Source organism: Streptomyces sp. NPDC000880, assembly GCF_053599675.1.
Map to the genome: position 1 here is coordinate 1 of NZ_JBSFMS010000063.1, position 22,080 is coordinate 22,080.

Sequence of the window (22,080 nt, forward strand, 5' to 3'; positions counted from 1 at the left end):
GCGTTCCCATATCCGGCGTTGCCGGCACCCAGTTGGTGCGCGCCCTCGCCCACACACGCGAGCCCGGCGCCGCCCCAGCCGAGCAGCGAACGACGGGACGGAGTCTTGCCGCCGGTCTCCTCGGACCCGCCGGTTTCCTCAGACGTGCTTGCGGTCTCTTCGGGCACGTTTGCGGTCTCCTCGGACATGCCTCTGGTCTCCTCGGACACGAAGTACCCCCCTACTTCACAACCGCGGCGGCGAGCTTGGACAGCGGCTCGGCGAGCGCGTTGACCGCGTCGCTGAGCTCCTTGCGCTCCGCCTTGCCGACCTTGTCGTACGACGTGAACTCGTACGAGGTGGTGTCCTTGCGGTACTTGTCGAGCAGCTTGTTCAGCGCCGCGAACTGCTTGTCCAGCTCGGCGACAAGCTTCGGGTCGTTCTTCGACGCGACCGGCTTGAGCAGCTCGTGCGACTTCTGCGCACCCTCGACGTTCGCCTTGAAGTCGACGAGGTCGGTGTGGCTGTAGCGCTCCTCCTCACCGGTGACCTTGCCGGAGGCGACCTCGTCGAGCAGCTCCTTGGCGCCGTTGGCCATGGAGGTCGGGGAGATGTCGGCCGTGCCGACCTTCTTCTGCCAGGCCGTCAGGTCCTGGATGAGGGTGTCGGCGAGGGCCTTCTCCGCGGGGCCGATCTTCTTGGTCTGCCACAGCGCCTTCTCGAGGGCGTGCCAGCCGGTCCACTTCTGGCCCTTCTCCAGGCCGTCCTCGCGCAGGTCGACCTTCGGGTCGATGTCGCCGAAGGACTCGGCGACCGGCTCGGTGCGCTCCCAGCCGATGCGGGAGTCGGCGTACGCCTTCTTGGCGGCCTCGATGTCGCCGGCCTTCACGGCGTCCGCGAAGACCTTCGCCTTGGGCAGCGTCTCGTCGGCCTGCGTCTGCGCGTACTTGCGGTACGCGGCGACGGCCGCGTCCATCTCCGGGCTGCGCTTGGCGGCCGTGCCGCCGCCGGTGGCGGTGACCTGCTGGCGGATGCCCTCGCCCTTCATGCCGGGCTTGCAGGCGATCTCGTACGAGCCGGCCTTCACCTCGGCGGTGAGCTTCTGCTTGGTGCCGGGGCCGATGTTCTCGCGCTCGGAGACGATGCGGTCGTCGGGGAAGAGGATGTAGACCTCGGTGACCTTGGAGCCCTTGTTCTCGATGGCCAGCTCGACATGGCCGGCCGGGAACTCCTTCTTCGACACCTCGCAGGACTCGTCCGTCGCCGTGACGTTGATGCCACCGTTGCCGCCCTTGGCGTCGCTCTTGTCGGCGCAGCCCGTGACGGCGGTCAGGGCAGCAGCGGTTGCGGCGGCGGTGACGACGGACAGACGGACGGCTCGCATACGGGCTCCACAAAGGACGGGTACCGGGGGTACGGGGTGAGGCGAACCTAACTTAACCGAGGCTTACCTTGGCAATACCCGCCTGTCCAGTGATATAGCTCTCATACCCGGGCCGCGGACACGGCGCTGTCACGGCGAGGCCGAGGGGCGGCGGGCCCGGTCGATGGCCCGCGGGGCGCCGCGGGCCGGGACCTGTTGATGCTTGAATACCGGGGTGAATGAACTGGACGTACTGAGTGTCTTCTGCGGGCCCGACGGCCGGCACGGGAACACGCTCGGAGTCGTGCGCGACGGCCGCACATGCCCCGACACGGCGTCCCGGCAGGCCCTCGCCGCCCAACTCGGGTTCAGTGAGACCGTCTTCGTCGACGACCCCGAGCGCGGCGTCGTCGACATCTACACCCCCGGCCTCCGGCTTCCCTTCGCCGGGCACCCCCTCGTCGGCGCCGCCTGGCTGCTGGATCTGGAGGCGGTGAACCCTCCCGCGGGCGAGGTGTGGGCCCGGCAGGACGGGGAGTTCACCTGGATCACCGCGCGCGCCGAGTGGGCGCCGCCGCGGCGGCTGGAGCGGTACGCATCCCCGGCCGAGGTCGACGCGCTGCCCGCGCCGCCGCCGGGCGAGGGCTGGCTCTACGCCTGGGCCTGGCAGGACGAGGCCGCCGGACGCGTACGCGCCCGAGCCTTCCCGCGGCGGGACGACGGCATCGTCGAGGACGAGGCGACCGGCGCCGCCGCGCTGCTGCTCACCGCCGAGCTGGGGCGGGCCCTGAACATAACTCAGGGCCGGGGGTCGCAGATCCTGACCGCCCCCGGCCCCGACGGCACCATCGAGATCGGCGGCCGCGTACGCCTCGCTGCCCCCGTTCCCCTTCCCGTACCTGCTACGCGGTGAGCGGGAACTCTGCCCGCAGCTCCCGGAACACCGCCCCGTTGTACTCGAACGCCCGCTTGCACTCGTCGACGATCCGCTTCTTCTCCAGGTCGTCCGCGTTCACCGAGTCCAGCAGCTCGCGATAGCCACGCTTGAACGCCGCGGGGTTCGGGATCCGCTCGAATACGTAGAACCGCACCCCGTCGCCGTTGCGTGCGAAGCCCCACGTCCGCTCCGCCCTGTCGCGGATGATCTGGCCGCCGGAGAGGTCCCCGAGGTAGCGGGTGTAGTGATGCGCCACATACCCCGCGGGCCAGCTGCGCGCGCACTCGGCGATCCGCGCGGCGTACGCGGCGGTCGCGGGCAGCGGCGCGAGCCCCTCGCGCCAGTGCGCACCGCGCAGATGCGCGAGGTCGCGCTCCAGCTCGGCGGTGCGCATCAGTTCCGGCTGGATGAACGGCCCGGCCACCGGGTCGTCCTTCAACGCCCCCGCGGCCTCCTCCAGCGCCCGGTACACGAACCACAGCTGCTCGGTGTAGCGCGCGTACGCCGCCACGCCGAGCCGGCCGCCGAGCAGATCGCTCATGAAGGTCGACGTCTCCGCCTCGGTGTGCTGCTCGTGCGAGGCAACACGGATGAGCGTCGAGAAGGACGTGTCCAAGGCGGGCCTCCAGGGACCGATGGGGACGGGAAAGGAAGCGGCGACGGCACTCACGGTTGCCGCAACCGATCTTCCTGCTTAGGCTTACCTAAGTCAATGTGTTCCCGACGGCCTGTCGGTAAAAACGGTATCCCTTCTGGCGGTCAGGGCAACGTGAGAATCTCGGCCCCGCTCTCCGTCACCACCAGTGTGTGCTCGAACTGAGCGGTCCGCTTCCGGTCCTTCGTCACCACGGTCCAGCCGTCGTCCCACATGTCGTACTCATGCGTGCCGAGCGTCAGCATCGGCTCGATCGTGAACGTCATGCCGGGCTGGATGTCAGTGGTCGCGTGCGCGGCGTCGTAGTGCGGGATGATCAGCCCGGAGTGGAACGACGAGTTGATCCCGTGCCCGGTGAAGTCGCGGACCACGCCGTAGCCGAAACGCTTGGCGTACGACTCGATGACCCGGCCGATGACATTGACCTGGCGGCCGGGCTTGACGGCCTTGATGGCGCGGTTGAGGGACTCCCGGGTCCGCTCCACCAGCAGCCGCGACTCCTCGTCGACGTCGCCGCAGAGGTAGGTGGCGTTGTTGTCGCCGTGGACGCCATGGATGTACGCGGTGACGTCGAGGTTCACGATGTCGCCGTCGCGCAGGACGGTGGAGTCCGGGATTCCGTGACAGATGACCTCGTTGACCGAGGAGCAGAGGGACTTGGGGAAGCCGCGGTAGCCGAGGGTGGAGGGGTACGCGCCGTGGTCGCACATGAACTCGTGCGCGACCCGGTCGAGTTCGTCGGTGGTCACGCCGGGCGAGATGTGCTTGGCGGCCTCCGCCATCGCCTGCGCGGCGATGCGACCCGCGATGCGCATCCGCTCGACGGTGTCGGAGTCCTGGACCTCCGGCCCGGTGTACGGGGTGGGGGCGGGCTTCCCGACGTACTCGGGGCGCGGGATGTTTCCGGGGACGGAGCGGATGGGAGAGAGCTCCCCTGGGACGAGCAGCGACTGGCCAGACATGCCAGCGAGTCTAACCAGGGGCCATGGGGCAGCATGGCTCCAGAGGAAGGAGCCGACGATGGCCCTGTTCAAGAAGCGCACGGTCGGAAAGCCGGGCGAGTGGTACTACTGCCTCGAGCACAAGAAGGTCGAAGAGGGCCCGGAGTGCCCGGCGAAGAACCGCTTCGGTCCGTACGCGTCGCGTGAGGCGGCGGAACATGCGATGGAGATTGCGCGGGAGCGGAATCTCGAGTGGGAGAACGACCCCCGCTGGCACGACGGCCCCCGCCCGTCCGACGACGACCCCGCGTAACGGGTACCGGGTCCGTGCCGCGAGTGGCCTGCGGCGCTTTCCCCTACCCTCCCGTTCCCGTAACCGGGGCTCCGCCCGGACACTCCCCCCACGCCCGCCAGGGCGTAGGGGGAGGGGTGGGGAACAGGCCCGCCGCAGGCGGTCAGGCCCGCGCCGCCGTCTCCTCCCGCTGCGCACGCCTTCGCACCGCGTCCTCGTCCGTCTCCGCGTCGTACTTCAGCAGCTTCGGCAGCGCCACCGCCAGCAGCCCCACCGACGCCACGCACGCCACACCCCCGCTCCAGATCGCCGGGCGCGTGCCCGTCCAGCCCGCCATTGCGCCCGCGCGGACCTGGCCCAGCTGCGGGCCGACGCTGTACGAGAGCACCTCGATGCCCGCCAGGCGGCCGCGCAGTTCCTCCGGGATCGTCTGGTTCCAGATCGTCGACCGGCCCAGGCCGCTCAGCATGTCGCCCGCGCCCGCGAACGCCAGGCACAGCAGCACCAGCCAGACGTTCGAGAACCAGCCAGCCGCTGCGATCGCGAGGCCCCAGCCCGCCGCGCCGAAGACCACGAACAGGCCGTGCCGCCGCACCTGGGACGTCCAGCCGCTGGTCAGGCTGAGCAGTACCGAGCCGACCGAGCCCGCCGCGTACATCAGGCCCAGCGCCCACTCCGCGTCCAGGTCGTCCGCGAGGAACGGGAAGATCGTGTTCGGGAAGGCGAAGAACATCGCCGCCAGGTCGATCGCGTATGTCCCCAGGAGAACCGGACGGGACCAGGCGTAACGCGCCCCCTCCGCGATGCCCCGCAGCGACGGCTTCTCCGCGCCGTGCGCCGGCGGGGCCGAAGCCAGACGCAGGCACAGCAGCACGGACGCGACGAAGCCGGCGACCGTGATCGCGTAGGCCGGCGCATGACCCGCGTACGCCACCACCAGACCCGCCAGCGCGGGCCCCACGATCGCGCCCAGCTGCCAGCGCAGCGCGTTGAGCGCGGCCGCAGCGGTGAGCTGGTCGTGCGGGACGATGCGGGCCATCAGCGAGTCCAGCGCGGGGCGTTGCATACCGGCCAGCGCGGAGACGCCGGCCGCGACCACGTACAGCGGCCACAGCATCGGGTCCGGGAGCAGCGCGTTCACCAGCAGGATCACGGCCAGCAGGCCAAGGCCCGCCTCGGTGCCGAGGATCAGCTTGCGGCGGTCGACCGCGTCGGCCAGCGCTCCCCCGTACAGGCCGAAGACCACCAGCGGCACCAGCTCCACCGCGCCCATCACGCCGACCGCGAGCGGGGAGCCGGTGAGGTCCTTGATCTGGAGCGGCAGCGCGACCATCGCCATGGAACTGCCGAAGTAGGTGACCAGGCCCTGGATCCACAGCAGCCGGAAGTCGCGGGACGAACGCCAGGGCGACAGGTCGGGCAGGATCGCGGACAGATTGGGGGTCATGGTCACAAGGCGCCATGGTCCGTGCCTGTCGTGGCCCCGAGCAACCGGTTTTTCCGGTGTTGTACGGCGGTGCCGGCGGCGGGCGCTACCCACCGGCTCTGCGGGCGCTGTCCGACCGGCTCTACCAGCGCGCCGGGGGCGGCGACGTCAGCTGGTCCGCGAGCCGCGAGAGCCGGTCCCGGAACCTCCGCCGCCCCCGCGCCACCGGCAGGCTGTTCTCCCCGGCCGCCGCGCTGACCAGATGCTGCACCGTGTCGATGTCCACCTCGTCCGCCCGCTCCGCCACCGTCAGCGCCTCGTGCGCCAAACCGTGCACTTCCGGGTCCCCACCGTCCAGCGCCAGCACCGTCGCCCCGGCCCGCCGCGCGTCGTGCACCCGCTCGAGCAGACCCGCCTCCGGCCGCGCCGGCGCCACCACCAGCAGGGTCTCGCCCCGCCGCGCTCCCTCCAGCCTGCCGAGGCCGACCGCCAGCTGCGCGGGGTCGCCGGGCCGCACCCGGTGCCGTACGAGCGTCGGCGTCAGCTCCGGCTGCCCGGACCAGGCCGCCTCGTCCACGAGATGCGCGGCCAGATGCCACGGCTCGTACTCCTCGGTCCCCACCAGCAGCAGCCCGCCGCCCTGCGGCACGACGGACGACCGCAGCACTTCCGCGAACCGCCGGGTCGCCGCGGGCCACCCTGTGCCGGCCAGGACTTCGCGCAGCAGCGCGACGCGTACCGCATCCATGGCCCCGCATCCTGCACCACTGCCGCGCCGGGGCGGGGCGGGTAGCGAGCAGCTCACCCGTTCGGGTGCCGATACCAGGAAGTAAGGTCTGGCTCATGACTTCAACTGACAGTGCAGGCACCGCGCCGAAGGCCCCGGCCAAGGACCCCTGGGATCTCCCCGACGTGTCCGACCTGGTCGTCGGCGTCCTCGGCGGCACCGGCGACCAGGGCCGCGGGCTCGCGTACCGGCTGGCCAGGGCCGGGCAGAAGGTGATCATCGGATCCCGGGCCGCGGAGCGCGCCGAGACCGCGGCCGCCGAGCTCGGCCTCGGCATCGAGGGCGCCGACAACGCGGAGTGCGCGCGGCGCAGCGACGTGGTGATCGTGGCCGTGCCGTGGGAAGGGCACGCCAAGACCCTCGAGACGCTGCAGAAGGAGCTTGCGGGCAAGCTCGTCGTCGACTGCGTAAACCCGCTCGGCTTCGACAAAAAGGGCGCGTACGCACTCAAGCCGGAGGAGGGCAGCGCCGCCGAGCAGGCCGCCGCCCTGCTGCCCGACTCGCGGGTGACCGCCGCCTTCCACCATCTCTCCGCCGTGCTGCTGCAGGACGCCTCGATCGAGGAGATCGACACCGATGTGATGGTGCTGGGCGAGGCGCGCGCGGACACCGACATCGTGCAGGCACTGGCGGGCCGCATCCCCGGCATGCGCGGAGTCTTCGCGGGCCGGCTCCGGGGCGCCCACCAGGTCGAGTCGCTGGTCGCCAACCTGATCTCGGTGAACCGCCGCTACAAGGCGCACGCGGGTCTGCGCGTCACCGACGTGTAGCCGGTGCGGTCGCGGGAGGGGCATGGGGGACACTGGGCGGAACGTACAACACCCGACAGGAGCCGCACCCCATGCCCCGCCTCGCTCTCTACTCCTTGATCGTCTGCACCCTCGCCGTCGTCGCGGCCGTGGTCTCCTTCGCGCAGGGCAGCTGGCTCGGCATCGTCTGGGTGCTGCTCGCGGGGCTGGCCTCCAACATGACCTGGTACTACCTGCGCCGGGCGAAGACCACTACCGGCTGACGACCGCCTCGCAGCCGGGGTTCCGGTCGCTCCAGAACTGGTAGAAGTCCTGGCCGCAGTAGCTGTAGTCCGCATGCACGCCGAGCCCGCTCAGCACCGCGTCGATCACGCCGAAGAACGCGTAGTTCACCTCGGGGATGAACAGGACGCCGAAGACGGCGAGCAGCCCGAACGGTGCGTACGGCTCGACCTGGCGGCGGATCTTGTACGAGAGCCAGGGCTCGATCACGCCGTAGCCGTCAAGCCCCGGCACCGGCAGGGAGTTCAAAATCGCGGCCGTGATCTGGAGCAGCGCGAGAAACGCGAGCGCGAACCGGAAGACCATCGGCACCCCGTCCAGCGCGCCCAGCCAGAACGGCGCGGTGCACGCCACCGCGAACAGCAGATTCGTCAGGGGCCCCGCCGCCGAGATCAGGCTGTGCTTCCAGCGTCCTTGGATGCGGCCGCGCTCGATGAAGACCGCGCCGCCCGGCAGACCGATGCCGCCCAGGATCACGAACAGCACGGGCAGCACGATGCTGAGCATCGCATGGGTGTAGACGAGGGGGTTGAGCGTCAAGTACCCCTTGGTGCCGATGGAGATGTCGCCGCTGTGCAACGCGGTGCGGGCGTGCGCGTACTCGTGCAGACAGAGCGAGACGATCCACGCAGAGGTGACGAACAGGAACACCGCAATCCCCGGGCTCGCCGCGAAGTCCGTCCACACCGCCCAGCCGGTCACCGCCATCACGGCGACGATTCCGAGGAAGACCGGGCTGATCCTCCGGTCGCTGTGGCGGCTTGTGGCGGTGGTCATGGGTGCGGCTCCTGAAGACTGGGGGTCCCCCCACGCCCGCCAGGGCGTAGGGGGAGGGACGTGCGGATCGACCGTACCTGTGGCGTGGGGTTGAACGTCCCGCGGGTGCGGCGAGGTTCCTGCCGCCCGGTTCCTGCCGCCCGGTTCCTGCCGCCTGGATTCTGCCGCTTATTGCCGCGCGGGCCCGGTTGCGCACCGGTGACAATGGGCGGGTGCACTATCGGGTACTCGGCACCACTCAGGCTCTCCACGACGACGGCACGCCCGTCGCGCTCGGCGGTGCGCGGCTGCGCGCGCTGCTGGCGGTACTGGCGCTGCGGCCGGGGCGTACGGTCCCGGTCGGCGTCCTCGTCGACGAGGTGTGGGCCGGCGATCCGCCGGCGGACGCGGTGGGCGCGGTGCAGGCGCTCGTAGGCCGGCTGCGGCGGGCGCTGGGGCATGCGGCGGTTGCGTCGGTGGACGGCGGCGGATACCGGCTGTGTGCCGACGGCGACGATGTGGACCTGCACCGTTTCGACCGGCGCGCGGGGGAGGGGGCGCGGGCGCTGGAGGAGGGTGACGCGGTGAAGGCGGCGGCGCTCTTGGACGACGCGCTCGCGCTGTGGCAGGGGCCGGTGCTGGCCGATCTGCCCGACCGTACGGCCGAGGCCGCGCGCTGGGAGGCCCGCCGGCTGGACGCCCGCCGCGCGCGCCTCGCGGCGGCGCTGGCGCTCGGCCGGGCGGAGGAGGCGCTGCCGGAGCTCGCCGCGCTGTGCGAGGAGTACCCGATGGACGAGCGGCTGCAGGTGCTGCGGCTGCGGGCGCTGAGGGACGCGGGGCGTACGGCGGAGGCGCTGACCGCCTACGAGGCCGTCCGCCGCGATCTCGCTGCGCGCCTGGGCACGGACCCGGGCCCGGAACTCCGAGCGCTGCACGTGGAGTTACTTTCCCCCGCCCCGCCCCTTCCCGATTCGGGGCTCCGCCCCGAACCCCGTACGCCCTTCGGGCGCGTGTCCTCAATCGCCGGACGGGCTGAATTCTCAGCCTCGCCGGCGATTGAGGCGCGGGGTCCGGGGCGGAGCCCCGGGCACGTGCCCGGCAACCTTCGCGCACGGCTCACCTCCTTCGTCGGGCGCGACGCCGACATCCACGCCATCCACGGCGACCTCCGCCACGCCCGGCTCGTCACCCTGCTCGGGCCCGGCGGGGCCGGGAAGACCCGGTTGTCGCAGGAGGCCGCCGAGCGGGCCGTCGACGGGGCCGGGGTGCGGGAGAATCCCTGGCCCGACGGCGTCTGGCTGGTCGAACTCGCGCCGGTGGACGACCCCGAGACCGTGCCCGAGGCCGTCCTCACCGCACTCGGCGCCCGCGAGACCGTGCTGCGCGGCGCCGGCGCCGAGGAACTGCGGGCCGCCGAGCGGCACAGCGACGACCCCCTCGTACGGCTGGCCGAGCACTGCTCACGCCGTCGCATGCTGTTGCTCCTCGACAACTGCGAGCATGTCGTCGGCGCCGCCGCCACGCTCGCCGAGCGGCTGCTGGAGAGCTGCCCGGGCGTCACGGTGCTGGCGACGAGCCGTGAACCGCTGGGTGTGCCGGGCGAGTTGGTGCGCCCGGTCGACCCGCTGCCCGACCCGATGGCGCTGAAACTGCTCGCCGACCGGGGCGCCGCCGCCCGGCCCGGTTTCCGTATCGACGCCGACGAGGGCACCGCCGCCGCGTCCGCCGAGATCTGCCACCGCCTCGACGGACTGCCGCTCGCGATCGAACTCGCCGCCGCCCGCCTGCGGATGCTCACCCCGCGCCAGATCGCTGACCGTCTCGACGACCGCTTCCGTCTGCTGACCAGCGGAAGCCGTACCGTACTGCCGCGTCAGCAGACACTGCGTGCCGTCGTCGACTGGTCCTGGGACCTGCTCGACGACGCCGAACGCGCTGTCCTGCGGCGGCTGTCCGTCTTCGCGGGCGGCTGCGACCTCCCCGCCGCGGAGGAGGTCTGCGCGGACGCCGGCGCGGACCGCGGCAGCCTGGACGTCGCCGACGCGCTCGGCTCGCTGATCGACAAGTCCCTCGTCGTCGCCGCCCCCACCCCCGACGGGCAGATGCGCTACCGCCTTCTCGAAACCGTCGGCGAGTACGCGGCCGAGCGGCTCGACGAGGCTGCCGAGCGCATCGTCGTCGAGCGGCAGCACCTGCTCCACTACCGGGAGTTGGCCCGCACCACCGACCCCGTCCTGCGCGGCCCCGGCCAGCGCGCCGCCGTCGACCTGCTGCAGCTGGAGTACGAGAATCTGCGCACCGCGCTCCGCCGCGCCGTCGCCGCCCGCGACGAGCAGGAGGCGCTCCAGCTCGTTCTCTGTCTGTCCTGGTACTGGCAGATGAAGGATCTGCGCATCGAGGCCGGGCACTGGACCGCCGCCGTGGGCGATCTCGGCCCCGACCCGTTCGCGCCGCCCGCCGCGCCCGCGCCGCCGGTGTTCGAGCGCTTCACGGACGCGCCGCCGCCCATGTCGCCCGAGCTGCTGCAGGAGGCCAGGCGCGGCGCGGCGCTGATCCGGATGGTCTTCATGGACTACGAGGTCGAGGCGTGGACCTCGCCTCAGAGGCTGGAGCGGCTGCGCAGGGTCACCCAGGTCTACCGGCCCGGGCTGCCGCAGACCTGCCGGCCCCCGGGATCCCTCTGGTTCTTCGCCGTCGTGATCACCGGAGACACCGAGCAGCTGGGGGAGTTGCTGAACGAGACCGTCGACGCCTGCCGCGCGTACGGATACGAGTGGGAGCTCGCCGCATCACTCCAGGCGCGGGCCAATGTCCTCGCCAACCGCAGCGAGTGGGCCGGCGACGCGGCCGGCGACGCCGATGAGGCGCTGGAGATCTTCACCCGGCTCGGCGACGCCTGGGGCGCGGCCGAGGCCCTGTCCGCGCGCGGCGAGGCGCACGAGCGGCGCGGCGAATACCCGCTCGCCGCCGAGGACTTCACGGCCGCCATCGGGTACGCGGAGCAGATCGGGGCCCAGGCCCAGACGGCCGTGCTGCGCACCCGCCTCGCCGGCAACCTGATGGAGACGGGCGAGGGCGAGCGCGGCGAGGCGCTCATCCGCGAGGTGCTGGCCGCGGGCGCGGGCGCGGGGAACGAGTCGACAGGCTTCGCCCGGATGCTGCTCGCCCTGTGGCCGGGCCGCACCGGCCGCGGCCAGGAGGCGCGCGCCGAGATCGCGTTGCTGCTCGTGCAGTTCAAGTCCAACACCTTCGCGATCTTCGAGGGCATGGTGATCGGCTTCCTCGCCTGGCTGGACCTCCTCGATGGCCAGTACGAGCTGTCGTTGGACCGGGTGCGTACGGCCCTGGCCAAGGCGCAGGATCCGCTGACCCGGATGGTCGCGCCGCAGATGCCCTCCTTGTACCTGGTGACCGCCGCCGGGGCGCTGGCCCGGGGCCGCTCGGAGCGCGCGCCGGACGCGGCCCGGCTGCTCGGCGCCTCCGACGCCCTGCTGCCGCGCGGCCACTTCGCACCCCAGCACGAGCGGGAGAACAGAGCCGACTCCGAGGCCGCGGTGCGCGCCGTGCTCGGCGACGCCGCCTACGAGGCCGCGTACGCCGAGGGTGGCGGCCTCACCCTCGATGAGGCCGTCGCCCTGGTGTGATCGTGTGACTCTCCGTCAGGATCAGGTCTTCTTGCGGAACTTGGCGACCGCGAGCGGCGCCGTGACCGCCGTGATGACCGCGGCCCAGCCGAGCGTCATCCACACGGAGCCGGCGACCGGGCCGCCGTTGATCAGGTTCCGTGCCGCGTCCGCGAGGTTGGAGAGCGGGTTGTAGTCGGTGAAGCTCTGCAGCCAGCCGGGCATCGTGGTCGGCGGGGCGAAGATCGACGACCCGAACTGCAACGGCATCAGCACGAGCATGGCCACTCCCTGGACGGCCTGGGCCGTCTTCATGGTGAGACCGAGCAGAATGAAGATCCACATCAGCGAGGCGCCGAAGACCATTGACAGGCCGATCGCCGCGGCCAGTTCGAGGACCGAGGTGTGGATCTGCAGGCCGAGCAGGAAGCCCATGGCGAGCAGGACGGTGGTGGCGACCAGCATCCGGCCGACCTCGACCACGATCTTCGCGATGAGGACGGATGACCGGGCGATGGGCATGGACCGGAAGCGGTCCATCACGCCCTTCTTGAAGTCGTCGTTGACGCCGGTGCCGACGGCCATGGCGATGTTCATGCCCATCATCGCCATCAGGCCGGGGATCACGTAGTTCACGTACTCCTGCTGGTTGCCCTTGCCGGAGATCGCGCCGCCGAAGACGTACACGAACAGCAGCGTGAAGATGACCGGCATCAGCAGGGCGTCGAACATCGACTCCGGGTCCTGCTTGATCTGCAGGGCGTTGCGGCGCACCAGCGCGCCGATGTGCCGCACATTGGCCCGCAGACCGATCCGGCCCTCGCCGGGAAGCGCCTTGGCCGGCGCAGGGTTGATCGTTGCCGCGCTCATGCGGCGACCTCCTCAGCAGTCGCGTCGGAGATCTCCGACGACAGGGTCTTCTCACCGGTGATCGCCAGGAACACCTCGTCCAGGCTGGGCAGATGGGTGCCGATGTGCGCGATGCCGAAGCCGCGGGCGCCCAGCAGGCCGACCACCGCGGTCAGTTGCTCGTCGCTGAGGATCGGCACGTACAGCAGCCCCTCGTCCGGGACGGCCTGCGCCCCCGTGAGCCCGTCCAGGCCGGCGTCGGCGACTGCCGCTGCCATGGCGGACAGCTGCGCCGGATCGCTGGGCCGTATCTGCAGGGTGCGGCCGCCGACCTTCGCCTTGAGCTCGTCCACCCGGCCGTTGGCGATGACGCGCCCGCGGTCGATGACCGTGAGCTCGCTCGCCAGCTGCTCGGCCTCCTCCATGTACTGGGTGGTGAGCAGTACGGTCGCCCCGTCCGCGACCATCCGCCGCACCTCGTCCCAGACCTCGTTACGGGTCCGCGGGTCCAGGCCCGTCGTCGGCTCGTCCAGATAGAGCACAGCCGGGCTGCCGATCATCGAGGCGGCCAGGTCGAGCCGGCGGCGCATGCCGCCGGAGTACTGCATCGCGGGCCGCTTCGCGGCCTCGGTGAGCGAGAAGCGCTCGAGCATCGCGTCGGCGCGGCGGCGGGCGTCCTTGCGCGACAGGTCGAGCAGCCGCCCGATCATGTAGAGGTTCTCCCAGCCGGACAGCTTCTCGTCGACCGAGGCGTACTGCCCGGTGAGGCCGATGGTGCGGCGCAGCTGCCGCGGCTGCCTCACCACGTCGTAGCCGGCGACGACGGCATGGCCGGCGTCCGGGGCGACGAGGGTGGAGAGGCAGCGTACGAGTGTGGTCTTGCCGGCGCCGTTGGGGCCGAGGACACCGAGGACCGTGCCCTCGCGCACGTCGAGGTCCACCCCGTCCAGCGCCTTCGTCTCGCCGTAGTGCTTTACGAGGCCTCGTACCTCGACGGCGTTCTTGTCGATTCGCGTCATGCCGTACACGGTTCCAGCCGCCACCGACAGACTGCCGACAGACCGCCGACAGCCCGGTGGCAGCGGCACCGACAACGGAGGAGGGGCAGGTCAGGCCCCGTTGAAGGTCAGTACTACACGGGCTTGGCGTAGTCCCCGAAGCCGGCCCAGTCGATCACGACGCACGGCGCGTCCCCGATCACCCATGCGTCATGGCCGGGCGCGACGGAGATGAAGTCGCCGGGTCCCGTGTCCACGGATTCGCCGTCGTTCATGACGATCTTCAACCGCCCGCTGATGACGTATCCGACGTGAGCGGCCTCACAACTCTCGGTGCCCGCAATGGGCTTGACGTGCTTGGACCACTGCCAGCCCGGCTCGAACACGGCCTTGCCGACCGCGCCATGGTCGGTGTTGAGAAGGGCGAGCTTCCCCTTGCCGTCCTGGAAGGGGCGGATCTCATCGGCCGAGTCGAAGTCCCTGGAAACGATTCCGGTCATGGTCATCCGCCTCCCGGCGGAGAGAGCGGCCCCGAGTTCAGTTCCAGGCTACGCCGCGGCTCCCCCGGGGGCGGTACCCCGCACGCCGACAGCCCGCCGATGGGGGATGTCGGCGGGCTGTCGTCTGTGCCGGGGTGGCAGCTGGGTGGTGCTCAGTGGAACTGGGTGGTGCTCAGTGGAAGGTGTGCTCCTCCTGCGGGAACGCACCGCCGACGACGTCGTCGGCGAAGGCCTTCGCGGCGTCGCCGAGCGTCTGGCGCAGGTTGGCGTACTGCTTGGTGAAGCGCGGCACCTTGCCGCCCGTCAGGCCCACCATGTCGGTCCAGACGAGGACCTGGGCGTCCGTGTCGGGGCCCGCGCCGATACCGATGGTCGGGATGTGCAGGCTGCGGGTGATCTCGGCGGCGACCTCGGCCGGGACGAGCTCCAGGACGACGGCGAACGCGCCCGCGTCCTGCGCCGCCTTGGCGTCGCGGACCAGCCGGTGGGCGGCTTCGTCGCCGCGGCCCTGGACGCGGTAGCCCATGGTGTTGACGGACTGCGGGGTCAGGCCGAGGTGCGACATGACCGGGATGCCTGCCTGGACGAGCAGTTCGGTCTGTCCGAGCGAGCGCTCGCCGCCCTCCAGCTTGACCGCGCCGACGCCCGCGTCCTTGACCAGCCGGGTGGCGTTGCGCAGGGCCTGGACGGGGCCTTCCTGGTACGAGCCGAAGGGGAGGTCGCCGACGATGAGGGCCCGCCTGGTGCCCCGTACGACGGCGGCGGACAGCAGCGTCATCTCGTCCATCGTGACCGGCACGGTGGTCTCGTAGCCGAGATGGACGTTGCCCATGGAGTCGCCGACGAGCATGACCGGGATGCCGGCCTCGTCGAAGACGGACGCGGTCATCGCGTCGTATGCGGTGAGCATCGGCCACTTCTCGCCGCGCTCCTTGGCGGCGGCGATGTCCTGGACGGTGATACGGCGAGTGCCCTTGCCGCCGTACAGCGTCTTGCTGCTGTCGGTGGGCTTCTGGGCAGCCTGAAGCGTCATGGCTAACGGCTCCTTCGTCATCTCGAGGCACCCTCACGGCGTCCCCGGATCACCCCCATGGTGGCACCTTGTGCCGCTCCGGCGGAAGAGGACCCGTACGTTCGGTAAAGTGTTCCTATACGAGACGGTCTCGTATCGAAATTAGCCCAGGCAGGGGATCATGTCGACTCCGTCCGGCCCGGCTGCCCCACCTCGCATACCCGAGGCCGTCCACCGGCGGCGCTGGGCGATCCTCGCCGTCCTGATGTTCAGCCTGCTCATCGTCGTGCTGGACAACTCGATCCTGAATGTCGCGGTCAAGACGATCGCCGGCCCCGAGCCCACGGGCATCGGCGCGACCCAGAGCGAGCTGGAGTGGGCGATCAACTCCTACACGCTCGTCTTCGCGGGGCTGCTGTTCACCGCGGGCCTGTTCGGCGACCGCATCGGCCGCAAGAAGGTGCTGTTCTTCGGCATCGCCGTCTTCGGCGCGGGCTCGGCCCTCGCGGCGTTCTCCGGCTCGCCCGGCGAGCTGATCGCGTACCGCGCGGTGATGGGCTTCGGCGGGGCCTTCGTGATGCCGGCCACCCTCGCCGTACTGATGGACGTGTTCGAGCGCGAGGAGCAGCCCAGGGCCATCGGCATCTGGGCGGGCAGCGTCGGCGTCGGTATGGCCATCGGTCCGATCACCGGCGGGCTGCTCATCGAGCACTTCTGGTGGGGCTCGATCTTTCTGGTCAACGTGCCGGTCGTGGTCGTCGCGCTGATCGCGATGGCGCTGCTCCTGCCGGACTCCAGGGACCCGGACCCGGGGCGTATGGACCCGCTCGGCGTAGTGCTGTCCGTCATCGGGCTGATTCTGCTGGTGTACGGAATCATTCGCGGCGGCGAACTGGCGGACTTCTCGGCGCCGTCCGTGCTGCTGCCGATGCTGGGCGGTCTGGTGGTACTTGTCTGCTTCGTACTCCACGAGAGGCGCAGCGACCATCCGGCCATCGACATCACGTACTTCAAAAGGCCCGCCTTCGCGGCGGCGGTCGCCGCGATCGCGCTGGTCTTCTTCGCGCTGACGGGTGTGACCTTCTTCTCCGCGTTCTATCTGCAGAGCGTGCGCGGCTACGGCGCGCTGGAGGCGGGCCTGCTCATCCTGCCGCTGGCCGTGGCGCAGATGGTCGTCTCGCTGCGCGCGCGGCTGATCGTCGACCGGTTCGGGGCGCGGACGGTGTGCACGGTCGGCATGCTGCTGGTCGCCATGGTGCTGGGGGCTTTCGTGATGTTCGATGCCTCGACCCCGCTGTGGGTGATCGAAATGGTCCTCTTCGTGCAGGGCACGGCCATGGCGCTCATTACGCCGCCGGTGACGGTCTCGGTGATGCAGTCGCTGCCCCGCGAGAAGGCGGGGTCCGGCTCGGCGGTCAGCAACACCTTCCGCCAGGTCGGTGGGGCACTGGGTGTCGCGGTGCTCGGTTCGCTGCTGTCCACGCAGTACCGGGGTGCGATCGAGGGGCACCTCTCAGCGGTCCCGAGCGGCGCCCGGCAGGCCGCCGGTGAATCGATCGAGGCTACGCTCGCGGCCGCGGAGAGACTCGGCCCGGCGGGCAAGGCGCTGATCGCCCCGGCGAACGAGGCGTTCCTGCACGCGATGCATCTGACGGCGCTGGCCTCGGCGGGTGTGGCGCTGATCGGCGCGCTGGTGGTGTTCTTCTTCATGCCGGACGGCCGGAGCAAGGAGCCCGCGCCGGGCCCCGAGCCGGAACGGCAGAGCACCGAAGGCCGCCCGGGGCCGGCACTGTCCGGTGGCCCGCGGTCCGTCAGCGAGAATTGCCGGCGATGACAAGGGCGAGAGGCGGACCGGACGTGCCCGTGAGGGACCACCAGGACAACCGCGGCCAGGGCGGCGAGCCCGCCACGCGGCGCGGCACCCCAACCGGGGGGCGGCGTGGGCGCCCCCGGAGTGAGGCCGTCGAGCGGGCCATCGTCGGGGCCGTTGTGCGGTTTCTTGAAGACGGTGTGCCGTTCTCCGAGCTCTCCATCGAGCGCATCGCCCGCACCGCCGGTGTCGGCAAGGCCACCATCTACCGGCGCTGGGACGGCAAAGAGGCCCTCTTCGTCGATGTCGTCCGCTCCATGGAGCCCGCGGACCCGCCGCTGCCCGGTACCTCCGTACGTGACGATCTCGTCGCGATGGTCGAGATGCTCCGGCAGCGCGGCCTCGCCAAACGCTCCTCCACCCTCCTGCACAACGTCTTCGCCCAGGTGCAGAGCTATCCCCAGCTGTGGAACATGTACCACCACACCTCCATCGCCCCCCGCCGTGAGCGGATGGACGAAGTGCTGCGCCGAGGCATCGCGAACGGCGAGATCCGCGCCGACATCGACTTCGACCTGCTCGGCGACCTCTTCGTCGGCCCGATGCTCGTACGGACCGTGCTGCGCCCCGGGGGCACGCCCGAAGAGGGCAGCGCGGAACGGATCGTCGACGCCGTGCTGGAGGGCGTACGCCCTCCAGCAGGTCCATCCCGCTGACGTCCCGCTGACTCCCGGCGAGTGGCCGTCCGAAGTGTGCGGGTTCTGTCACAGCGTCCCCACCTGACCCGGTACGAGGAACCCTGTGCACCGCCCTGTCGTCATCGAGGCAGAACGGCCGTCCGGCGACGGCGAGGAAACACCTTCCCATCGCCTAGTGTCGACGGCGAGGCGTGACGGCAAGGCAGTGAGGACAGCTCCATGGCGCAGGCGTACAAGACGGAGACCGCCAACGGCAGCCCCGAGGCCGGGCGCACCGGAGCACGGGTCCGGAGCCTGCTCCAGCGCTGGCGCGGGGACCGCGGCATCTGGCGGCGCGGCGTCGCCCTCGCCTGCTTCGCCGTCCTCATCGCCCTGTTGATGATCCTGCACGCGCAGATCCCCAACCGGATCGGCAACTTGGGCAGCCTCACCGAGACGTTCCTGCCGTGGCTCGGCGTGTTCATCCCGGTGATCCTCGTCGTCGCCGTGCTGCGGCGCTCGGCCACCGCACTGATCGCCCTGCTGCTCCCGGCCATCGTCTGGCTCAACCTCTTCGGCGGGCTGTTGTTCAACGACAAGACGGGCGTGGGCGGCAATCTGACCGTCGCAACGCACAACGTCAACGCCGGCAACCCCGACCCGGCGGGCACCGCCAAGCAGGTCGCCGCCTCGGGCGCGGACGTGGTCGCGCTGCAGGAGCTGCCGGCCGGTCAGGTCTCCACCTACGAACAGGCGCTGGCCGGGACGTACAAGTACCACTCGGTGGAGGGCACGGTCGGGCTCTGGAGCAAGTACCCGATGACCGACACCGCGCCGGTGGACATCAAGTTGGGCTGGACGCGCGCCATGCGCTCCACCGTGCAGACACCGAAGGGTGCGGTCGCGTTCTACGTCGCGCACATGCCGTCCGTACGCGTCAAGCTCAACGCCGGCTTCACCGCCAACCAGCGCGACAACAGCGCCGACGCGCTGGGCGAGGCCATCGCCCACGAGCAGGTCGGCAAGGTCGTGCTGCTCGGCGACCTCAACGGCACGATGAACGACCGCTCCCTGAACGCGGTCACCTCCCAGATGCGCTCCACGCAGGGCGCGGCGGGCGACGGCTTCGGCTTCAGCTGGCCCGCGTCGTTCCCGATGGCGCGCATCGACCAGATCATGGTGAAGGGCGTCGAGCCGGTCTCCTCCTGGACGTTGCCGCAGACGGACAGCGACCACCTCCCGATCGCCGCGCGCATCGCGATGTGACCTGGCCCCACCCGCCCCTTCCCGTGGCTGAGGGCGGAGCCCCCAGCTATGTGACGGCAACCACGTGTTCATCCGTGGGAACAATCCGCGTGCGAGCATTTGTTTCGAAGGAGAACTAACCTCGGAAAGGCACCTCCATGCCCCTCGCGCTGCTCGCGCTCGCCGTATCCGCCTTCGGTATCGGCACCACCGAGTTCGTGATGATGGGCTTGCTGCCCAATGTCGCTGACGATCTGAACACCTCCGTCCCCACGGCCGGCAACCTCGTATCGGCGTACGCGATCGGCGTCGTCATCGGAGCCCCGCTGCTGACCGCCGTCGGCTCCCGCATCCCGCGCAAGCGGATGCTCCTGCTGCTGATGGCGCTGTTCACGGTCGGCAACCTGGCATCCGCCCTCGCCCCCGGCTTCGGCTGGCTGATCGCGGGCCGCGTGCTCGCCGGGCTGCCGCACGGCGCCTTCTTCGGCGTCGGCGCGGTCGTCGCGGCGCGGCTGGTCGCGGACGGGCGGCAGGCGCGCGCGGTGGCCACGATGTTCCTCGGCCTCACGGTCGCCAACATCGTCGGCGTACCGGCCGCCACGCTCCTCGGCCAGCACCTCGGCTGGCGCGCCACCTTCCTCGTCGTCACGGTGATCGGCCTGGTCGCGCTGGCCGCGCTCGCGCGGCTCATTCCGTACGTACCCGTCGACGCGCACCAGAGCGTGGGCCGCGAGCTGCGCGCACTCGGCAACCGGCAGGTGCTCCTCGGCCTGCTCACCGCGGTCTTCGGCTTCGGCGGCGTCTTCGCGGTGTACTCCTACCTCGCCTCCATGACGACCGAAGTGATGGGCTTCGGCGAATCCTCCGTGACCCTGGTCCTCGCCCTGTTCGGCATCGGCATGACGCTCGGCGCGCTGGCCGCCGGCCCGCTGACCGACCGGGCGCTGCGCCCCACGCTGTACGGGTCGCTGGCCGCGCTCGCGCTGGTGCTGGTGGCCTTCCGGTTCACCGTGCACATCCAGTGGGCGGCCCTGGTGACGGTCGTGGTGCTCGGCGCGGTCGGCTTCATCACCACCACACCGCTCCAGATGCTGGTCATGAAGAAGGCGCAGGACGCCCCGACGCTGGCCTCCGCTTCCAACCACTCGGCCTTCAACCTCGCGAACGCGGGCGGCGCCTGGCTCGGCGGCGTGGCCATCGCGGCCGGCTGGGGCTGGACCTCCCCGGCTCTGGTCGGCGCGGTCCTCGCGGTGGTGGGCCTGGCGATCGCGGTGACGGCAGGCCTGCTCGACCGTACGCAAACGGGGGCCTCCCGCGTCGTTGCCGCAGGAAGCCCCCGTCCGGAGCGTCAGGTCAGCTCGTCGTCTCCCGCCAGCGGTTCGTGATCGGCAGCCGCCGGTCCTTGCCGAAGCCCTTCGCCGAGATCTTGGTGCCCGGCGGGTACTGGCGCCGCTTGTACTCCGCCGTGTCCACCATCCGCAGCGTCTTCGCCACCAGTTCCTCGTCGAAGCCGGCCGCGACGATCGCGTCCTTGCCCCGGTCCCGGTCGACGTACAGCTCCAGGATCTGGTCCAGTACGTCGTAGTCCGGCAGCGAGTCGGTGTCGACCTGGCCGGGGCGAAGCTCCGCGCTCGGTGGCTTGGTGATGGACGCCTCCGGGATCGGCGGGGTCTGGCCGCGCTCCTCGGCGGCGCGGTTGCGCCACTTCGCAAGCCTGAAGACCGTCGTCTTGTAGACGTCCTTGATCGGCCCGTACGCGCCGACGGAGTCGCCGTACAGCGTCGAATAGCCCACCGCCAGCTCGGACTTGTTGCCCGGCGCGAGCACGATGTGGCCCTCCTGGTTGGAGAGCGCCATCAGCGTGGTGCCGCGCAGCCGCGACTGGAGGTTCTCCTCGGCGAGACCGGTCAGGCTGAGCGAGCTCATGAACGCGTCGAACATCGGCTCGATCGGCACAGTACGGAAGTTGAGCCCGGTACGGCGGGCCAGCTCGGCCGCGTCGCCCTTGGAGTGGTCGGACGAGTACTTCGACGGCATGGAGACGCCGTACACGTTCCGCGCGCCCAGCGCGTCGCAGGCGATCGCGGCGACGAGCGCGGAGTCGATGCCGCCGGACAGCCCGATCAGCACCGAACGGAAGCCGTTCTTGGCGGCGTACGCGCGCAGGCCCACGACCAGCGCGGAGTAGACCTCTTCGTCGTCGTCGAGCCGGTCGGCATATCCGCCGGACAGCTCGGCCTCGTACGCGGGCAGCGGCTCCTCGGAGATGACCACGCGCTCGATGCGCAGCCCGTCGTCGACCACGCCGGTCGGCGGCTCGGCCGAGGCCGCGGGCAGCTCCAGGTCGAGCACGACGCTGCCCTCCGCGAACTGCGGGGCGCGCGCGACGACTTCGCCGTCGGCACCGACGACGATCGAGTCGCCGTCGAAGACCAGCTCGTCCTGTCCGCCGATCATGGCGAGGTACGCGGTGGTGCAGCCGGCCTCCTGGGCGCGCTTGCGCACCAGCTCCAGGCGGGTGTCGTCCTTCTCGCGCTCGTACGGCGAGGCGTTGATGGAGATCAGCAGCCCGGCCCCGGCGGACCGGGTGGCCGGGACGCGGCCGCCGTCCTGCCAGAGGTCCTCGCAGATCGCCAGCGCTACGTCGACGCCGTGCACACGGATCACCGGCATGGTGTCACCCGGCACGAAGTAGCGGAACTCGTCGAAGACGCCGTAGTTGGGCAGATGGTGCTTGGCGAAGCTCAGCACCACCTCGCCACGGTGCAGCACGGCGGCGGCGTTTTGCGGCGCGCCGGCGGGCTGCCCGTAGCGGGGCTGGGCCCGCTCGGAGCGGTCGAGGTAGCCGACGATGACCGGCAGCGAGCCGAACCCTTCGTCGTCCAGCCGCACGGCGAGCGCCCGCAGGGCGGCCCGGGACGCCTCCACGAAGGACGACCGCAGGGCCAGGTCCTCCACGGGGTAGCCGGTCAGCACCATCTCGGGGAAGGCGACGAGATGCGCCCCCTGCTCGGCGGAGTGCCGGGTCCAGTGCACGACCGCCTCGGCGTTGCCGGAGAGATCGCCGACAGTCGAGTCGATCTGATTCAGAGCGAGGCGTAGTTGAGGCACGTGGCCCAGTGTAATCGTCTGTCTGACGCGATGTCCCGTCGTGTGGTGAGTGCCACCCCCATGCCCGTAGCGAAGCTGCCCGGGGCGC

Annotated in this window: 20 protein-coding genes and 1 pseudogene; 9 read left to right on the forward strand and 12 right to left on the reverse strand. The window is 70.9% G+C overall.

Annotated features, from left to right (window positions below; translation table 11 throughout):
• Together ACWDO5_RS20800 and efeO are read right to left on the reverse strand one after the other, a co-directional pair.
• Positions 1 to 188 (reverse strand): annotated as a pseudogene (locus ACWDO5_RS20800) (hypothetical protein); the annotation flags it as partial.
• 32 nt (positions 189 to 220) lie between these two features.
• Entirely contained in the window at positions 221 to 1,363 is a 1,143-nt protein-coding gene (gene efeO, locus ACWDO5_RS20805; protein ID WP_450531812.1) for an iron uptake system protein EfeO, read from the reverse strand.
• 214 nt (positions 1,364 to 1,577) lie between these two features.
• On the opposite strand from efeO, the gene ACWDO5_RS20810 reads away from it, so the two are divergent.
• The gene (locus ACWDO5_RS20810) at positions 1,578 to 2,255 is read left to right on the forward strand and encodes a PhzF family phenazine biosynthesis protein (protein ID WP_450531813.1); all 678 of its coding nucleotides are present in this window, start codon (positions 1,578 to 1,580) and stop codon (positions 2,253 to 2,255) included.
• On the opposite strand, the gene ACWDO5_RS20815 is transcribed toward ACWDO5_RS20810, so the two are convergent.
• Complete coding sequence (locus ACWDO5_RS20815) at positions 2,245 to 2,895, reverse strand: biliverdin-producing heme oxygenase (protein ID WP_450531814.1); 651 nt, start codon at positions 2,893 to 2,895, stop codon at positions 2,245 to 2,247. The genes ACWDO5_RS20810 and ACWDO5_RS20815 overlap by 11 nt on opposite strands.
• Before the next feature lie 143 nt (positions 2,896 to 3,038).
• Complete coding sequence (gene map, locus ACWDO5_RS20820) at positions 3,039 to 3,896, reverse strand: type I methionyl aminopeptidase (RefSeq protein WP_450531815.1); 858 nt, start codon at positions 3,894 to 3,896, stop codon at positions 3,039 to 3,041.
• 58 nt (positions 3,897 to 3,954) lie between these two features.
• Between map and ACWDO5_RS20825 the strand changes: the two genes are divergently transcribed.
• Positions 3,955 to 4,188: a hypothetical protein gene (locus ACWDO5_RS20825; protein ID WP_450531816.1), complete on the forward strand. Its 234-nt coding sequence runs from the start codon at positions 3,955 to 3,957 to the stop codon at positions 4,186 to 4,188.
• A 142-nt stretch (positions 4,189 to 4,330) separates the two neighbouring features.
• On the opposite strand, the gene ACWDO5_RS20830 is transcribed toward ACWDO5_RS20825, so the two are convergent.
• Both ACWDO5_RS20830 and ACWDO5_RS20835 read right to left on the reverse strand, forming a co-directional pair.
• On the reverse strand, positions 4,331 to 5,614 hold the full coding sequence (locus tag ACWDO5_RS20830; protein WP_450531817.1) for an MFS transporter: 1,284 nt from the start codon (positions 5,612 to 5,614) through the stop codon (positions 4,331 to 4,333).
• A gap of 121 nt (positions 5,615 to 5,735) precedes the next feature.
• A complete protein-coding gene (locus ACWDO5_RS20835; protein ID WP_450531818.1) occupies positions 5,736 to 6,341 on the reverse strand; it encodes a hypothetical protein in 606 nt (201 codons plus the stop codon).
• A 95-nt stretch (positions 6,342 to 6,436) separates the two neighbouring features.
• Between ACWDO5_RS20835 and npdG the strand changes: the two genes are divergently transcribed.
• Both npdG and ACWDO5_RS20845 read left to right on the forward strand, forming a co-directional pair.
• On the forward strand, positions 6,437 to 7,150 hold the full coding sequence (npdG, locus tag ACWDO5_RS20840; protein WP_450531819.1) for an NADPH-dependent F420 reductase: 714 nt from the start codon (positions 6,437 to 6,439) through the stop codon (positions 7,148 to 7,150).
• Positions 7,151 to 7,221: 71 nt separating this feature from the next.
• A complete protein-coding gene (locus ACWDO5_RS20845) occupies positions 7,222 to 7,392 on the forward strand; it encodes a hypothetical protein (protein ID WP_389177790.1) in 171 nt (56 codons plus the stop codon).
• Here the strand turns inward: ACWDO5_RS20845 and ACWDO5_RS20850 are convergent.
• On the reverse strand, positions 7,382 to 8,188 hold the full coding sequence (locus ACWDO5_RS20850; RefSeq protein ID WP_450531820.1) for a site-2 protease family protein: 807 nt from the start codon (positions 8,186 to 8,188) through the stop codon (positions 7,382 to 7,384). The two genes, ACWDO5_RS20845 and ACWDO5_RS20850, sit on opposite strands and share 11 nt — an antisense overlap.
• 212 nt (positions 8,189 to 8,400) lie before the next feature.
• Between ACWDO5_RS20850 and ACWDO5_RS20855 the strand changes: the two genes are divergently transcribed.
• On the forward strand, positions 8,401 to 11,811 hold the full coding sequence (locus ACWDO5_RS20855; protein ID WP_450531821.1) for an AfsR/SARP family transcriptional regulator: 3,411 nt from the start codon (positions 8,401 to 8,403) through the stop codon (positions 11,809 to 11,811).
• A 21-nt stretch (positions 11,812 to 11,832) separates the two neighbouring features.
• Here the strand turns inward: ACWDO5_RS20855 and ACWDO5_RS20860 are convergent, their stop codons facing one another.
• The 4 genes from ACWDO5_RS20860 to panB form a co-directional block, all read right to left on the reverse strand.
• Positions 11,833 to 12,660, reverse strand: a complete 828-nt coding sequence (locus tag ACWDO5_RS20860) for an ABC transporter permease (RefSeq protein ID WP_450531822.1) — start codon at positions 12,658 to 12,660, stop codon at positions 11,833 to 11,835.
• Positions 12,657 to 13,658, reverse strand: coding sequence for an ATP-binding cassette domain-containing protein (locus tag ACWDO5_RS20865; protein WP_450531823.1), 1,002 nt, complete (start codon positions 13,656 to 13,658; stop codon positions 12,657 to 12,659). Before ACWDO5_RS20865 ends, ACWDO5_RS20860 begins: the two co-directional genes overlap by 4 nt.
• Positions 13,659 to 13,771: 113 nt before the next feature.
• Complete coding sequence (locus ACWDO5_RS20870) at positions 13,772 to 14,137, reverse strand: cupin domain-containing protein (RefSeq protein ID WP_450531824.1); 366 nt, start codon at positions 14,135 to 14,137, stop codon at positions 13,772 to 13,774.
• 172 nt (positions 14,138 to 14,309) lie between these two features.
• Positions 14,310 to 15,170: a 3-methyl-2-oxobutanoate hydroxymethyltransferase gene (gene panB, locus ACWDO5_RS20875; RefSeq protein ID WP_450531825.1), complete on the reverse strand. Its 861-nt coding sequence runs from the start codon at positions 15,168 to 15,170 to the stop codon at positions 14,310 to 14,312.
• A 160-nt stretch (positions 15,171 to 15,330) separates the two neighbouring features.
• Between panB and ACWDO5_RS20880 the strand changes: the two genes are divergently transcribed.
• The 4 genes from ACWDO5_RS20880 (at position 15,331) to ACWDO5_RS20895 (ending at position 20,266) form a co-directional block, all read left to right on the forward strand.
• Positions 15,331 to 16,983, forward strand: coding sequence for an MFS transporter (locus ACWDO5_RS20880; protein WP_450531826.1), 1,653 nt, complete (start codon positions 15,331 to 15,333; stop codon positions 16,981 to 16,983).
• Complete coding sequence (locus ACWDO5_RS20885) at positions 16,980 to 17,675, forward strand: TetR/AcrR family transcriptional regulator (protein WP_450531827.1); 696 nt, start codon at positions 16,980 to 16,982, stop codon at positions 17,673 to 17,675. The genes ACWDO5_RS20880 and ACWDO5_RS20885 overlap by 4 nt, the downstream gene beginning before the upstream one ends.
• Positions 17,676 to 17,876: 201 nt before the next feature.
• The gene (locus ACWDO5_RS20890) at positions 17,877 to 18,902 is read left to right on the forward strand and encodes an endonuclease/exonuclease/phosphatase family protein (RefSeq protein WP_450531828.1); all 1,026 of its coding nucleotides are present in this window, start codon (positions 17,877 to 17,879) and stop codon (positions 18,900 to 18,902) included.
• Positions 18,903 to 19,039: 137 nt separating this feature from the next.
• Entirely contained in the window at positions 19,040 to 20,266 is a 1,227-nt protein-coding gene (locus tag ACWDO5_RS20895; protein WP_450531829.1) for an MFS transporter, read from the forward strand.
• On the opposite strand, the gene ACWDO5_RS20900 is transcribed toward ACWDO5_RS20895, so the two are convergent.
• Entirely contained in the window at positions 20,235 to 21,992 is a 1,758-nt protein-coding gene (locus ACWDO5_RS20900; RefSeq protein WP_450531830.1) for an NAD+ synthase, read from the reverse strand. The genes ACWDO5_RS20895 and ACWDO5_RS20900 overlap by 32 nt on opposite strands.
• Between the last annotated feature and the right edge of the window lie 88 nt (positions 21,993 to 22,080).